This window comes from Flavobacterium sp. NRK F7, from assembly GCF_024054195.1.
In the GTDB taxonomy this organism is placed as follows: domain Bacteria; phylum Bacteroidota; class Bacteroidia; order Flavobacteriales; family Flavobacteriaceae; genus Flavobacterium.
Genome location: NZ_JAMXLB010000001.1, coordinates 3,594,961 through 3,611,344, shown reverse-complemented (window position 1 = coordinate 3,611,344; position 16,384 = coordinate 3,594,961). Strand labels below are relative to the sequence as shown.

Here is a 16,384-nt window from a genome sequence, read left to right as displayed (position 1 = left end):
TGCTATGAAAAAACTTTTTTTAACACTTTTTGCTTTAAATCTAGTTCTGATTTCTTGCAATAATGATGATGAGGTAACTACAACATCAGAATTAAAACTAAATCTATCTGGTCTTGAAAATTTGGGTGCCAATTACAAATACGAAGGCTGGATTATTGTAGATGGTAGCCCAGTTTCTACAGGTGTTTTTACAGTAGATGCTACTGGAATGCTTTCTCAAACTTCTTTTATTGTAGATGCTTCCAATTTAGCTAAAGCAACCAAATTTGTTTTAAGTATTGAACCTACCATCGATCCAAGTACAGCTCCTTCTAATACAAAATACTTAGTAGGAGATTTTTCTGGAAAGACAGCAACCGTTTCTACTGCTATTGTAGGAGATTTTAGTAGTACATCTGGGAACTATTTTTTAGGCACACCTACAAATGGCAATGCGAATCCAGAATCGGGAATTTGGTTTTTAGATGATACGAGTGGTTCTGCTATGGCTGGCTTAAATTTGCCTGATTTAGATGCTGGTTGGAAATATGAAGGTTGGATAGTAACTAATGGTACGGTATTAAGTACGGGGCGTTTTTCTTCTCCAAATGGTTCGGATGAAGCGGCTCCTTATTCAGGAAATCAAATGGCTCCTCCATTTCCAGGTGAAGATTTTCTAATGAATGCTCCAGCTGGATTAACGTTTCCTGGAAATTTAAGTGGTTCTACAGTAGTAATCTCTGTTGAGCCAGAACCCGATAATTCTCCCATGCCTTTTGCTTTAAAACCACTAGTACATACTATTGCTAATCCTGCAGTAACGGGTCAAACCATTAGTATGATGACAAATTTAAATACTTTCTCTTCAGGAACAGTAAGTAGATAATTAATCCACTATTGACTTAATTTTAGTTTATTTTTTTACGAAGGGGAATTTGTTTCCCCTTTGTTATACTAATTAATTTTTGTCTCATACAAATGGTGAGACTATTAATATTTACTTGTTATGATAAAAAATGTCCTTATACTTAGTTTTATTTTGTTATTTAATCCTTTGTTTTTGTTTGCACAAGAAGAAGAGGAACTATTCGAAGGAGCAACTAATATTCAAAATTATACACCTTCCAAATTGTTAGAAAAAGGAAAATGGGATATCAAATGGTTTAATAATCTATATACCCAAACAAGAGCTAATGCGAATGGAATAAATTTAGAAGTGCCTCGGTCTACCTTTTTCAATACTTCATTAGAAGTTTTTACAGGAGTAAGTCAGAATAAAAAATGGAATACAGGAGTTATTCTTGAATTTCGTTCCAATACCTTTACTAATCAAAAAGCCATAAGTGTATTTTCTTTTCAAAACGAAAGGGGGAAATCTAGAAGTGGAGTAGCACATATTGCACCTTCCGTTAAAGTAGCTCCATTTTATCGGCTACCTAGATTTTCGATACAGAGTTCATTGTATTTTCCCGTTTTCGACAAAGAAACGAATGAAAATGGATATTTAGCTCAGAAGAGTTTTATTTGGCAAAATCGATTTTTTTATGACTATACGTTTCCTGGTGAGAAGTTTCAATTGTTCTCAGAATTAGGAACGCGTTTATTCTTAGGAAAAAAAAATAAAAATGAAGACGGATCTTTTAATCCGAATGGTGGTTTTGCTAATACTAGCTTAGAAGTAGCTCCAGGTATTTTCTTAAGTTATTTTCCAACTTCTAAATTTACTGTTTTAGGATATGTGCAACATGCACAATTAATAGATTTAGGAAATGAATTTTCTCAAAATTATTCCGCCATAGGTGCTGGAGCCAAATATCAATTATCTCAGATACTAAATATAGAATTATTGTATTCTAAATTCGTTAGAGGTTACGAAAGTGGTCTTGGACAATCTTTTAATATGGGTTTAAGAGCTATTTTTTAAATAAAAGTAAGATTTCTAACTTTAATTAGTAACTTAATAGTCTATTTTTACCCAGTTAAATTTTTGATATGGAACACGTCGTTATAATTGGAAACGGAATTTCTGGTGTTACGCTGGCAAGGCATATTCGTAAAAACTCAGACAAAAGGATTACTATAATTTCTGAAGAATCAGAATATTTTTTCTCAAGAACAGCTTTAATGTATGTTTACATGGGACACATGAAATTTGAACATACACAGCCCTATGAAGCTAATTTTTGGAAAAAAAACAAGATTGAGCTATTGTTTAAAAAAGTAACTCAAGTACTGCCAGAAGAAAATAGTTTGCGATTAAATGATAATACCCTTTTTAAATATGATCGTTTGGTCATTGCTACGGGTTCAAAACCAAATAAGTTTGGCTGGCCAGGACAAGATGCTACAGGAGTATTAGGATTGTATCATAAACAAGACTTAGAAAAATTAGAGTCTTTATCTAAAGATGCAACAGGAGCTGTGATAGTTGGTGGAGGATTAATAGGTATAGAATTAGCGGAAATGCTAGTTTCCCGAAAAATACCCGTTACTTTTTTAGTCAGAGAAACTCATTTTTGGGGTAGTGTTTTGCCTGAAGGAGAAGCAAAATTAATAGGAAGGCATATTAAAGAACATCATATTGATTTGCGTTTAGCAACGAATTTAAAAGAAATTGTTGTTGATGAAACAGGAAGGGCAAAAGCCGTAATTACAGAAGATGGTGAAGAAATACCTTGTAATATAGTAGGTTTAACCGTTGGAGTATCACCTAATATTGATTTCTTAAAAGATTCAGGTATTGAGACTAACAAAGGGGTTTTGGTAAATCGTTATTTGGAAACAAATTATCCGAATGTCTATGCTATTGGAGATTGTGCTGAACAAAGAGAAGCTATTGGTTATAGAAGACCAGTAGAAGCGGTTTGGTATACGGGAAGAATGATGGGAGAAGTATTAGCACAAACCATTTGTGGAAATAAAATGCCTTATACTCCTGGTCATTGGTTTAATTCTGCTAAATTTTTGGATATTGAATATCAAACGTATGGTTGGGTTTGGGCGAAACCTAAAGAATATGAACAACATTTGTATTGGGAACACCCATCTGGTAAAAAAGCTGTTCGTATTGCTTATCATAAGGAAACACATGTTTTTTTAGGTATAAATACTTTTGGAATTCGAATGCGACATGAATTCTTTGATGCCATTTTAACCACTCAAAAAAGTGTTACGTATGTAATTGAAAATTTAAAGAAAGCCAATTTTGATCCTGAATTTTATAAGCATTACGAGAAAGATATTGCGCTTCAATTTAAAAATGATTTATCCACTTTAAAAACAGTCTCATGAAAATATTGAAAACACTACGATTATTAGGATTAGTTGTCTTTATAGCTTCGGTACTTATTTTTATAGGGACTTTATTTATTGGTGGATACACTTTAACTGAAAAAACAATAGAGACTGTTTTTTCTAGTAAAACTGCTTTTGTAGCTACTACTTTAAAAGAAGTTGCTCAAGAAAAAGGAATTTTAAATAAGGAAATTGGCAATGCTTTTGTTTTTACGAACGAAATAGAATCATTGTTACAAAACTATAATACTCAAGTTACTGCTGCAATAGCAAAAGAAAAAGGATTGTCAGAAGAGGAAATAAATCAAATATTTAAACAAAGTATTCAAGGTAATGCAATACTATATTCTAAAGAAATTTTACAAAATGTATTTCCAAATGATGCTGCGAAAGTGAAATTAGTAGATGAAGCAACGAATTGGATGTATGTTGGTACTAAAAAATATGAAAAACCAGCCGATTTTAAAAATGATTTTACTTCTAAAATTTCTGATATTAATAGAAGCAATGCGCAAGAATATTTACTATATCCAAACAAATATACCAAGTTTGACTTAGTGAAAGCTTCGATTGTAGGGCCTTTACAAGAGCATAATTCCTTGTATTTATTTTTAACGTTCGGTTTAGGAATAATAGGTTCTTTAATGTTTATTCTTACGGGTTTGTTTCTAGAACCTATTCCTGGAATAAAAAATAATGGGATTTATCTTTCAGAAGCTACTAATAGAGGTTGGGTTGCATTATTTGTTTTTACTTTTTTAGTTTCTTTTTATATTTTGCTGTATTTCTATCCCTTTTATATCGTTAATTGGACTCGGATTGTAGATCCATTAAAAGGTATTTTTATAAAAGGAGCTAGCGCATCACAATGGTTTCTTTATGGAATTTTATACTGTGTTTCAATGATTGTTATGGGGGTACGAATGTTTATCAAATACAGGCATAATAATTATCAAATTGTACGAACGGCAAGTGTATTATTTTTTCAAATCATTTTTGCATTTCTATTGGTTGAGATCTTACCATTATTTGATTTACCAGGTGTCGATTTGAAGAACGCATGGCCTTTAGATTATAATTTTGTAACCGATTGGAATGTGAAACAACATTTAGAAGCAGGTCATTTAGGGAAATTTATGTTGGTTTGGGGTATTGTTTTAAGTTTGATTGTGGTTCCGGTTATGGTTTATTTTTACGGAAAACGTTGGTATTGTTCTTGGGTTTGTGGTTGTGGAGGGTTGGCAGAAACTTTAGGAGATCCTTACAGACAACTTTCGGATAAACGATTAATAGCATGGAAAATAGAAAGATGGACCATTTATCCTATTTTAGTTTTTGCAGTAATAATGACATTAGTTGTGGGCTACAACACCTATAATATTGTTTACAATCCTTCCAATGTTGGCGATAGTACTTTATTTGGAATTAATGCTTACAAAATTAACGAAATATATGGCTTTTTAATAGGTTCCATATTTGCGGGTGTAATAGGGACTGGTTTTTATCCTATTCTGGGAAATCGTTCATGGTGTCGTTTTGGATGTCCCTTAGCGGCTTACATGGGAATTATTCAACGTTTTAAGTCACGATTTAGAATTACTACTAATGGGGGTCAATGTATTTCATGTGGTAATTGTTCTACGTATTGTGAACAAGGAATTGATGTAAGGGCGTATGCACAAAAAGGAGAAAATATAGTAAGAGCCTCTTGTGTAGGTTGTGGTGTTTGTGCTGCTGTGTGCCCACGTGGTGTTTTAAAATTGGAAAATAGTACAGAGAAAGGTAGAATTAACCCAAATGAAATTTTGTTAGGGAACGATTTGGATTTAATGGATTTGGTAAATCAAAAGTAATTTCCAAAACCAAGGGTGCTTTTTTACCGTATATCCTTATATCTACTTTATTTCTTAGAATACAACTCTAGAATTTATAAAGTAAAATAGAATTCATGCGAACGTTAAATTATAAACCTATGAAAAAACAACTATTATTCTTTATTTTTTTCTTATCTATGTCTTTTGTGTTCGGTCAAAAATCGTACGTTAAGAATTACTATGAAAATGGTCATTTAAAAGAAGAAGGTTGGGTAGAAGGAAATCAAAAAGTAGATTATTGGTTTTTTTATAATGCGAATGGTACTAAAAAAGAGGAAGGTCATTATCTAAATAATCAAAGAGTGAAGTGGTGGATATTTTATGACGGTAAAGGAAAAATTCTTAAGAAAAGTGAATTTGAAAATAATAAACTGAATGGATTTACTATAGTGTATGATAAAAATAAAATAATACGAGCCGAAGAATATACGATGAATAAAAAAACCAACCAATGGGAAAGTGTTGAAGCTTTCAAAAAAGATAATCCGTTTTTATTTTTATGATGACACCTTTAGTTAAAGTAATAATTCCTGCCTACAATGAAGAAAAGGCAATTGTAAATGTTATTCATGAAATTCCTAATCTTGTTTCTGAGATAATAGTAGTTGATAATAATTCTTCAGACGCCACTTCCGCTGTATCTAAAGCTGCTGGTGCAACAGTGCTTTTTGAATCCAGAAAAGGGTATGGATATGCTTGTTTAAAAGGAATGGAATATATAGAGAAACAAAATGTGAAACCAGATATTATTGTTTTCTTAGATGGTGATTATTCTGATTATCCAGAAGAATTATTAAAAATAATTGATCCTATTTGGCATCATAATTACGATATGGTTATAGGTTCACGTGTGAAGGCGTTACGAGAAAAAGGAGCGATGACCCCTCAGCAAATTTTCGGGAATGCTTTGGCAACTTTTTTGATGAAATTATTTTTTAATTCAAAGTTTACCGATTTAGGTCCATTTAGGGCTATTAAGTATGAAAAATTGATAGCTTTGCAGATGGAAGATAAGACTTATGGCTGGACGGTTGAAATGCAACTAAAAGCACTAAAACAAAAATTGTCTTACATTGAAATTCCAGTTCGTTATAAAAATAGAATAGGTGTTTCAAAAGTTTCTGGAACCGTAAAAGGAACCATCATGGCGGGAGTAAAAATTATAGGTTGGATCCTAAAATATAGTTTAAAAAAATAATGGCATACTTACTACTTTCTTATATTATCTTGTTTTTTTATAGCTTAGCCATAGTTTTAATTTTCTTCTATAGTTTAGCTCAATTTAATTTATTACTCAATTACTTAAAGAGTAAAAAAACGAGTATTAGTAGAGAAAAATTCGATTTTAACAATCCTTCTGAAATACCATTTGTAACGATTCAACTCCCTATTTTTAACGAGAAATATGTGGTAGAACGCTTATTACTAACCGTTTCACAATTGGATTATCCAAAAGACAAATTTGAGATACAAGTGTTAGACGATTCAATTGATGACTCTGTTTTAGAAACACAAAATATTATTGCAAAAATTGCCCAAAAGGGAATATATATACAGCATATTAGAAGAGTAAATAGAGTTGGTTTTAAAGCTGGAGCATTGAAAGAAGGATTGAAAACAGCAAAAGGAGATTTTATTGTTATTTTCGATGCAGATTTTGTGCCAAAAAGAGATTGGTTACTACAAACCATACCGTATTTTAAAGATGAAAACGTAGGAGTTGTACAAACACGTTGGGGACATATTAACAGAGATTTTTCTTTATTGACTAGAATTCAGGCTTTTGCACTTGATGCTCATTTTACTTTAGAACAAGTGGGACGTAATTCCAAACAACACTTTATAAATTTTAATGGAACAGCTGGAGTTTGGAGAAAATCATGCATCATTGATGCGGGGAATTGGGAAAGTGATACCTTAACTGAAGATTTAGACTTAAGTTATCGGGCCCAATTAAAAAACTGGAAGTTTGTTTATTTAGAAGATATAGAAACACCCGCTGAACTTCCTGCAGTATTGAGTGCTGCCCGTTCACAACAGTTTCGATGGAATAAAGGAGGTGCGGAAAACTTTAAAAAGATGTCAAAAAAAGTACTTGAAGCACATCATATAAAAGCAAAGACTAAATTTCATGGTTTATTGCATCTTTTAAATAGTTCTATGTTCTTGTGTATTTTTGCAATGGCAGTTTTAAGCGTTCCAGCCTTGTATATTAAGAATGAATTTCCTCAATTAAAAATACTTTTTAATGTTGCCGCTTTTTTTGTAATTACTTCAATCATTTTTTTTATTTGTTATTGGTTTACCTATAAAAAAATAAATGGAGGAGGAGTAGCTAATTTTTTGAGGTATATAAGTATGTTCTTTACATTTTATACGATTGCTATGGGATTTTCATTTCAAAATTCTATTGCGGTTTTAGAAGGTCTTATTGGTAAGAAAAGTGAGTTTGTGAGAACACCAAAATTTAATATTGAAGCTTTGAAAGAAAAGTGGAAAGAAAACATTTATATTTCTCATAAAATTTCTAAGAATACTATTGTTGAAGGTGTTTTAGTGTTGTATTTTTTATTTGGGATTTACAGTGGTTACCATTTGAATGATTTTGGTTTGCTGCCATTTCATTTAATGTTATTAATTGGATATGGTTATGTCTTTATTAAATCTTTTAAATCAACTTAATTTTGAATTTGTCTGATAAAAGATATCATGTTCTTTTTTTTGTAGCCTTATCCCTTTTGGCTTATTGGTTTTTAGGTTATTTGGTGCCAAGAGAAAACTTTTTCTTACTATTCGGATTCTATTCTATAGCTTTTATATCTTTTTATTATTTATATAATGCCTCAAGCATATCGGAAAAGGAACTTTTTGGTTATGGTGTTTTTTTTAGAGGAATACTTCTTTTTTGTTTGCCATTTTGGTCACAAGATGTGTATCGCTTTATTTGGGATGGAAGAGTAGTGTATTCGGGTTTAAGTCCCTACGAATTTAAACCGGATGCCATTATCCATTCAGTGCATTTTTTTCAGTCTCATGAATTATATGAGAAAATGGGGAGTTTGAGTGCATCCCATTTTTCAAATTATCCGCCCGTAAACCAATTTATTTTTCTTATTGCGGCCTTGTTCGCTTCAAAATCCATTTTTTTATCCGTCTTTATTTTTAAAAGTATACTTTTTTTTGCTGATATTGGAATTTATCATTATGGAAAAAAAATGATGGTTGAATTAGGTTTTAGTACTAAAAATATATTTTTATATTTTTTAAACCCATTAATAATAGTTGAATTAGTTGGAAATGCTCACTTTGAAGGAGTAATGCTTTTTTTGCTAGTATTAGGAGTGTATTGTTTTTTTACCAATAAACTGATGTGGTCTGCTTTGTTTATTGCGCTATCCATATCTACTAAATTGCTACCTTTATTATTATTGCCTTTTTTTTATCAAAAATTAGGATTTAAAAAGAGTGTGGTATTTTATGTTTTTATTTTACTAATCAATTACCTGCTTTTTTTACCTTTTGTTTCCGAATCTTTAGTGCAAAATTATTCTCAAACAATTGCTTTGTGGTTTATTAATTTTGAATTCAATGCCAGTTTTTATTATGTATTTAGAGCTATAGGGTATTGGTTTGTAGGGTATAATGTAATAGGAGTTATAGGGAAAATTATTCCTGTTTTTTCTGTTTTAATACTTCTTTATTATGCTTTATTTAGGAATAATGTTTTGCCTCAAATGTTTTTTAAAAATGCTTTATTTGGATTGTTGATTTATTTTTTGGTCTCGACTACCATCCATCCTTGGTATATTGTCAATTTGCTTTTTCTTTCTATGTTTACCAAATATAAATTTATATTGGTTTGGACATTAACAGTAATTTTAAGTTATTTTACCTACAGTCAGGATTCTTTTCAAGAAAATATGGTTCTTATTTTCTTAGAATATACTGCTTTTCTAGGTTTTTTAGTATACGAAATTTATAGAATAAAAAAAGCAGAAAGACCTTTTAAACAAGCAGAATCAATTTAAAAGGTCTTTTATCTATAGTAGTTCTAGTGTTCTTTCTAGAGCCATTCCTCTAGACCCTTTTATTAAAAGGAGGGCATTTTGAGGTTTTTTAGTTGAGAATACATTAGAAAAATCTTCAAAAGTCTTAAAAAATGAAAAATTACTTTGTTTTATTTTATTTTGGTAAAATTCATTTCCTACGAAATAACATTGAATTTGAACTTCATTTTGTAAAGACAAAATTAGCTTTTGATGTTCGATAGCGCTTTCTGCTCCTAATTCAAACATATCTCCAAATACAATTATTTTATTGGAATGTTCTAATTGAATAAAGTTTTCTACAGCAACAGCCATACTGCTAGGATTTGCGTTATAAGCGTCTAAAATAATTTCATTGGAATCTTTTTTTAGTAACTGAGATCTATTGTTAGTTGGAATATAATTTTCAATTGCTTGTTTAATTAAATCAGGAGTAATCGAAAAATAATTACCTATAGTGATTGCGATATTTATGTTGTTAGCGTTATAAATACCGATGAGATGAGATTGAATTACTAGATTTTCATAGGTAACAGAAACCATTGGGTTTGCTGAGATATTTGTGATTTTTACATCACTGTCTTTGTCAGTTGAGAAAGTAAATCTTTTTATATGTCTTGTTTTTTCATTTTGGATAGGGTCCTCTAAATTAACAAAACAAATTTTTTGATTGTTTTCAATGTATTTGTATAATTCACTTTTGCCTTGAATGACTCCTTCAACACCCCCAAAACCTTCCAAATGAGCTTTCCCAAAATTAGTAATATAACCAAAATCAGGTTCTGCTAATTCACATAAAAATTCAATTTCCTTTTTGTGATTTGCCCCCATTTCAACAATTCCAATTTCTGTGTCTTTTGTTAAAGACAAAAGAGTTAAAGGTACGCCTATATGATTGTTTAAATTACCAATAGTTGCAGTAGTCTTATATTTTTTAGAGAGAACAGAATTTATCAATTCTTTTGTGGTTGTTTTTCCGTTACTTCCAGTTAAAGCAATTATTTTTGTGTTTAAAACTTTTCTGTGATAATTTGCTAAAGATTGTAAGGCTTTTAAAGTATCAGGTACTAAAATTGTTTTGTTTTCAATAAAAAAATCTTTATTATCAATGACTACATATTTAGCTCCTTTTTCAAGGGCTTCTTTTGCAAATTGGTTGGCGTCAAAATTAGTTCCTTTTAAAGCAAAAAATAAATCATTTTGCACAATTTTACGAGTGTCAGTTGTAACTGTATTACACTCGAGAAATTTGATGTATAGTTCTTGAATATTCATAAAGCGAATATAATAAAAAAGCCCATTATTTAAAATGGGCTTTTATAGATATGAAAATTATTTTTTTTTAGAATTTAGGATTACCTCTAGGTGTTTTCTTGTTAGATTTTGGTCCAACTTTAGACATTGCATTTCTAAATCCAATGTAATCAGTAGCCATATCTTGTGGGAAATACCTTCTAGATGCAGGGTCTAACCAATATGCTCTATCTCTCCAAGAACCTCCTTTGTAAACACGTACTTCATTATCTACTAAAGTTGTTCTTTTGTCTGATTTATCATATTTTTTTGTCAATTCACCAGATGCACTATCAACAGATATAGAGTGTTTAGGTGATTCATACATTCTTTTAGCATTATCTTCTCCATCCTCTTCAGAGCCAAAGTCAAAGAATCTAGTTGAAGGCTTGTCACCATCTCTATAGTCTCTGTTGTCAGAAGTTGAGAAGTTTTGTCTTAAGTAAGTCTCATTGTCATCAACTGGAACTTGAGCAACTTGTCCAGGGAAATTTCTTGCTAAAATTTTACCATTACTTAAAGTATCATATTTGATATTTTCAGCTGTTACAACTTCTACGATACCGTCTTCACCTATTTTGTTTTTCATGTAAACGTTACCTCTATAATAGTTGAAATCATTTGCTTCATCGTCTACTACAGGTCTGTAAACGTCTGCAACCCATTCAGCAACGTTACCCGCCATGTCATAAAGACCAAAGTCATTAGCAGGATAGCTTTTTACTTTGTTAGTAATATCTGCCCCGTCATCACTCCATCCAGCGATACCTCCATAATCTCCTCTTCCTTGTTTGAAATTAGCCAATTGATCACCTCTTTGTTGTCTTGAACCAGAACGTGTGTATTGACCATTCCATGGATATTTTTTCTGACCTTTATAGATGTTGAACTCTCTGTTTCCTACTAAAGCACTAGCAGCATATTCCCACTCTGCTTCAGTTGGAAGTCTATATTCTGGAAGAATGATACCTGAGTTAATTTGTGCATATACATTTTTAGCTGTATCCGCAACTTCTCTTCTTCCTCCATTCATTTCTCTTTTTAAAAGAATATCTTCATTACCACCATAAGTTTTTGTTGGAGCAGATAAGTATGTATCTGTACTAAAAGTTGATTCAGCTGTTACTTCAGAACCTAATTTAACTTTAGAGTCTTTTTTAAGATATCCATTTTTTTCAAGCATGTTTTCGTTAACACGATCCGTTCTCCATTTACTAAATTCTACTGCTTGAATCCAGTTTACACCAACTACTGGGTATTCAGCATAAGCTGGATGTCTTAAGTAATTGTTGGTCATAGTTTCGTTATAACCTAAACGGTTTCTCCAAACTAATGTGTCAGGAATAGCTCCTGTGTAAATGTTTTTGTAATTTTCTTCTGTTGGAGGGAAAACTGTTTTTAACCAAAATAAGTACTCAGTATACATTAAATTAGTTACCTCAGTTTCATCCATATAAAAAGATTGAATGTGTTGTTGACTCGGAGAATTGTTCCAGTCATGCATTACATCATCTTGTACTTTACCCATAGTAAAAGTTCCACCTTCAATCGGGACCATTCCAGGAGGGGTCTCTTGTTTGGTAAACTTAGAATTGTGTTGGAAGCCACCATTTTTGTCATTAATCTTCCATCCAGTAGCTCTTGAGGCTCCTTTTGTGTTAGAACTTTTGCTACAACTGCTCAAACCAATAGTTATTGACAACATCAATAACGCCTTCAAAGTCATAATTTGCTTAATTTTCATACTCTAGTAGGTAATAAATTTAGTGTCGCAAGATAGTAATTATGTGTTAATTTGCAACATGATTTTTAAAAAATGTAAAAAAAAATTAATTTTATGTTAAAATTGCTCAATTACAACGAATAATTTCTTTTTTTATTGTGCATTAGTCGATATTTAATTTTTTTTATTTCTCTTTGTAATATTAAATTACAAATTACGTTATTCTTCTAATGAAAAAGAAAATTATATATTTTTTTCTGTTGATTAGCACAGTATTACCTGCGCAAAATACAAATTCTATCATTTTAAATTGGAAAGAAGAAGGAATGTTCTCAAATGAGAATTTGGTTTTTAAATATCCAACTTTTGATGGACTTTATTTTTCTTTAGATTTAGGAGCAGAACAAATTTTCTTTAAAAAAGAAACTTTTGTTGCTCAACTTATTGATGAAAACTCGTTAAAAATTACAAACATTTCTTTTCAAACGATAGCTGAACAAGATTTATTGAATTTAAATAAGGATAAAATACCTACTTCTATTCAGGCAAGGATTGAGTCTTTTTATGCTAAAGATCAAGTTGTTTCTTTGTTTACATTTTCTCCAATTATCAAAGATGCCAATGGTTATAAAAAAGTTGTTTCGTTAAACTATAGCTATACTTATAAAGTAAATAATAGTCGCTACACCAATAGAAGAAATATTACAAACTCTGCTTTTGCTTCTGGAAATTGGTTTCGTTTTTATGTAGAAAATTCCGGGGTTTATAAAGTGTCTAAAACTTTTCTTCAAAGTTTAGGTGTTGATGTATCTGTTGATCCAAGGACAATTAAGATTTATGGAAATGGTGGTAGAATGCTGCCTTTATTAAACAGTATACCTTATCCAGATGATATTGTTGAGAATGCGATTCAGTTTGTAGGAGAAGAAGACGGCGTTTTTAATGATAATGATTATATTTTGTTTTATGCCGAAGGTGTGGATACATGGAATACTGAAAGTTTAACTAAAAATAATCTTTTCTCTGATAAATCGTATTATTATGTTACCACTGGTGGAGGTCAAGGTAAAAGAATTCTACCAGCAATTGAACCTACAGATTCCCCTTCGTTAAGCTTTACAAATTATGATGATACAATAGTGTATGAAAAAGATTTAGTTAATGTAGCAAAAGTGGGTAGAAGATGGTTTGGAGAACAATTTAATATTAATAACACTCAGACTTTTGATTTTGCACTACCAAATATTGACACTACTGTTCCAATCGCTATAAAAATTAATATGGCTTCTGTTTCTTTTGGAAATACTTCTTTTGAAATCAGAGCTAATAATCAATCTTTAGGTAATGTTGCTTTTCCTTCTTTGCAATCGAGTAGTACGGCTGAGGGTTTTGAAAATGTTTTGAATACAACGACGCAAGCCTCATCTGCTTTGTCAATAAGTTTAACTTATAACAATGGAGGTGTGCCTTCTTCTAATGGGTATCTGGATTTTATTATGCTAAAATCTAAACGAAATTTACAAGGATTTGGTAAACAATTTGTTTTTTATAATAAAGAGCAAGAAAATAATATTGGTACAGGTCAATACACTATTTCTAATGCTAACTCTATAAGTCAAGTTTGGGATGTTTCTGATATTTATAACGCAGTGAGTTACGTAAATCCGAGTGAGTCTAATTTTTCATTTAAAGTGTATCTTGGAACTGAAAAAAAATATGTTGCTGTTCACGATTCTGATCTTTATACTCCTCTTAAAGAAACAATTACTACAGTTTATAATCAAAATTTAAAAGGTGGCATCTTTAAGGATAATCAAGGGAATTTTCAAGATATCGATTATTTAATTATTGCGCCTGGTTTTTTGGTAAATCAAGCGGAACGGTTAGCTAATTTTCACAGAAATTATTCTGGTTTAGTGGTTAAGGTGGTTAGTTTGGAATCCATTTATCAAGAATTTAGTTCTGGCAAACAAGATGTAGCAGCGATTCGCAATTTTATAAAATATGTGTATTGGAATGCATCAGATCCTTCAAGAAGAGTTAAATATGTGAATCTTTTTGGAGATGCTTCTTATGATTATAAGGATAGAATTTCGAATAATACCAATATTGTTCCTACTTTTCATGGATTTAATCCTAATGCATCTGAAGTTAATAATTCTTCTAATATGTCTCTTTTTACAGCATTTATATCAGATGATTTTTATGGTTTGATGGATGATACTGAAGGGCCAATGACTAGTGGTGTTGACGGTATTGATATTGCCGTAGGAAGAATGATTGTTTCGTCAGTTCAACAAGCACAACAGATGGTGAATAAAGTAATTGATTATCATGACGAGGCTTCTTTCGGGAAATGGCGAAATAATTATATAATTTATTCTGATGATGCTGATTCACAGGGAGATGCGCAATTGCAGTTTGCTTTAGATAAGCTAGCAGATGATTTAACAACAGCTAAGCCCTTTGTAAATGTAAAAAAAATACATACTGATTCTTATGTTCAGCAAGTAGCTGCAGGGGGTGAGCGCTATCCAGATGCAAAAAATGATTTTTTAGATGCCTTACAATTGGGGGCTTTAGTAATAAATTATTTAGGACATGGAAACGAAGAGTCGTTAGCTAGAGAGCGTTTATTTGAAAAATTAGATGCTCAAAATTTATATAATCCTTATCGATACCCGCTTTTTATAACAATTACTTGTGATTTTACAAGGTTCGACGATCCTAATCGTTTTTCAGGTGGAGAGTATTTATATTGGAATGAGCAAGGAGGTGCGGTGAGTTTGATTGCAACAACGAGATTGATTGGAGTGACTACGGGTTTGGTGATGAATGATTTATTGAATGAAAGACTTTACGCTTTTGGTTCCAATGAGTACCCCACTATAGCTGAAGCGCTTCGATTGGCGAAGCTTCAACCTGGGACTTCGAGTAATAGAAGAGTTGTTTTTTATATTGGTGATCCGGCTTTAAAATTAGCTATTCCAAAACCTAAAGTTGTATTGACTGAAGTTAATGATACGCCAATTGACCAATTTACTGGCAGTTTTCAAGCTTTAAGTCTGATGAAAATAAAAGGACAAATTCAAGATCAAAATGATGTTTTATTATCTAATTATAATGGAGATTTAGCAGTTCAGATCTTTGATAAAGATATTAATAGGAGTACCTTAGGGAATAATGGTGTAGTCTCTCCGTCTCCCAGTGGTACAACAATAGAAGGGGTTTATTTTCCTCCTGGTCAAATAATTACGATGAATTTTACTACTTTAGGTGAGACTATTTTTAGAGGTAATGCTTCTGTTGTTAATGGGGGGTTTGAATTGAGTTTTGTGGTGCCTCAAGATATTAAAATTCCAGTCGGTAATGGAAAGATTAGCTTTTATGCAAAACGAAATACACCAGTTTTGGAAGATCAAACTGGATTTAATAGAGCTATCTTAGTTGGTGGTGTGAATACAAATGCTCCAGCTGATAATACACCCCCAACAGTTAGGTTGTATTTAAATGATGAAAGTTTTGTTTCGGGAAGCATTTCTAATTGTTCTCCTATTTTATTAGCCTTTTTAGAAGACGAAAATGGAATTAATACAGCAAGTGGAATTGGACACGATATTGTAGCGATATTAGATGGTGATGAAACCAATCCTTATATTTTAAATGATTATTATGAGACCGAGAACGATGATTTTACGAAAGGTAAAATTCGTTATCAATTTCGAGATTTGTCTCCAGGTATGCATACTATTGTTTTTAAAGCGTGGGATGTCTATAATAATTTAGTCACAGCAGAAATTCAGTTTAATTCTGTTTGTGGAAGTGAGAATATTACTTTAGAAAGAGTGCTCAATTATCCAAATCCATTTGTTAGTTATACCGAATTTTGGTTTACCCATAATAGACCTTTCGAGCCTTTAGATGTTCAAGTTCAAATACTAACAATAACAGGTAAGCTTATAAAAACCATCAATCAACAGGTAATAACAGATGGTTTTTTGTGTAGAGATTTAAAATGGGATGGAAAAGATGATTTTGGTGATAAAATTGGTAAAGGAGTCTATGTATATAAACTAACGGTTCGATCTGCAACTAATGGTAGTTCGGCAGAAAAATACGAGAAACTTGTAATACTATAATAAAATATTATATTTGTCTAATTAATTTACAATAAG

Annotated in this window: 11 protein-coding genes; 9 read left to right on the top strand and 2 right to left on the bottom strand. The window is 31.4% G+C overall.

What is annotated here, in order from left to right:
* Window positions 1-4 precede the first annotated feature (4 nt).
* The 8 genes from NHF47_RS16515 to mptB all read left to right on the top strand — a co-directional run bounded on the left by NHF47_RS16515 (window position 5) and on the right by mptB (window position 9,175).
* The gene (locus NHF47_RS16515; RefSeq protein ID WP_252765960.1) at window positions 5-865 is read left to right on the top strand and encodes an anti-sigma factor; all 861 of its coding nucleotides are present in this window, start codon (window positions 5-7) and stop codon (window positions 863-865) included.
* A gap of 120 nt (window positions 866-985) precedes the next feature.
* Window positions 986-1,903 (top strand): hypothetical protein, encoded by a 918-nt coding sequence (locus NHF47_RS16510; RefSeq protein WP_252765959.1) that lies wholly within the window; start codon window positions 986-988, stop codon window positions 1,901-1,903.
* A gap of 68 nt (window positions 1,904-1,971) precedes the next feature.
* Window positions 1,972-3,270, top strand: a complete 1,299-nt coding sequence (locus NHF47_RS16505; protein ID WP_252765958.1) for an NAD(P)/FAD-dependent oxidoreductase — start codon at window positions 1,972-1,974, stop codon at window positions 3,268-3,270.
* Window positions 3,267-5,126 carry a 4Fe-4S dicluster domain-containing protein gene (locus tag NHF47_RS16500; protein ID WP_252765957.1) on the top strand — a complete coding sequence of 620 codons (1,860 nt, stop codon included), beginning with the start codon at window positions 3,267-3,269 and terminating at the stop codon, window positions 5,124-5,126. Before NHF47_RS16505 ends, NHF47_RS16500 begins: the two co-directional genes overlap by 4 nt.
* A 119-nt stretch (window positions 5,127-5,245) precedes the next feature.
* Entirely contained in the window at window positions 5,246-5,650 is a 405-nt protein-coding gene (locus NHF47_RS16495; RefSeq protein ID WP_252765956.1) for a toxin-antitoxin system YwqK family antitoxin, read from the top strand.
* Complete coding sequence (locus tag NHF47_RS16490; protein ID WP_374670173.1) at window positions 5,647-6,345, top strand: glycosyltransferase family 2 protein; 699 nt, start codon at window positions 5,647-5,649, stop codon at window positions 6,343-6,345. Before NHF47_RS16495 ends, NHF47_RS16490 begins: the two co-directional genes overlap by 4 nt.
* Complete coding sequence (locus NHF47_RS16485; protein WP_252765955.1) at window positions 6,345-7,829, top strand: cellulose synthase family protein; 1,485 nt, start codon at window positions 6,345-6,347, stop codon at window positions 7,827-7,829. Before NHF47_RS16490 ends, NHF47_RS16485 begins: the two co-directional genes overlap by 1 nt.
* Window positions 7,830-7,837: 8 nt before the next feature.
* Complete coding sequence (gene mptB / locus NHF47_RS16480) at window positions 7,838-9,175, top strand: polyprenol phosphomannose-dependent alpha 1,6 mannosyltransferase MptB (RefSeq protein ID WP_252765954.1); 1,338 nt, start codon at window positions 7,838-7,840, stop codon at window positions 9,173-9,175.
* A 12-nt stretch (window positions 9,176-9,187) separates the two neighbouring features.
* Here the strand turns inward: mptB and murF are convergent, their stop codons facing one another.
* Together murF and gldJ are read right to left on the bottom strand one after the other, a co-directional pair.
* Entirely contained in the window at window positions 9,188-10,468 is a 1,281-nt protein-coding gene (murF, locus tag NHF47_RS16475; RefSeq protein ID WP_252765953.1) for a UDP-N-acetylmuramoyl-tripeptide--D-alanyl-D-alanine ligase, read from the bottom strand.
* 67 nt (window positions 10,469-10,535) lie between these two features.
* Complete coding sequence (gldJ, locus tag NHF47_RS16470) at window positions 10,536-12,230, bottom strand: gliding motility lipoprotein GldJ (protein ID WP_252765952.1); 1,695 nt, start codon at window positions 12,228-12,230, stop codon at window positions 10,536-10,538.
* 209 nt (window positions 12,231-12,439) lie between these two features.
* On the opposite strand from gldJ, the gene porU reads away from it, so the two are divergent.
* Window positions 12,440-16,348, top strand: a complete 3,909-nt coding sequence (gene porU / locus NHF47_RS16465) for a type IX secretion system sortase PorU (RefSeq protein WP_252765951.1) — start codon at window positions 12,440-12,442, stop codon at window positions 16,346-16,348.
* Window positions 16,349-16,384: the final 36 nt, after the last annotated feature.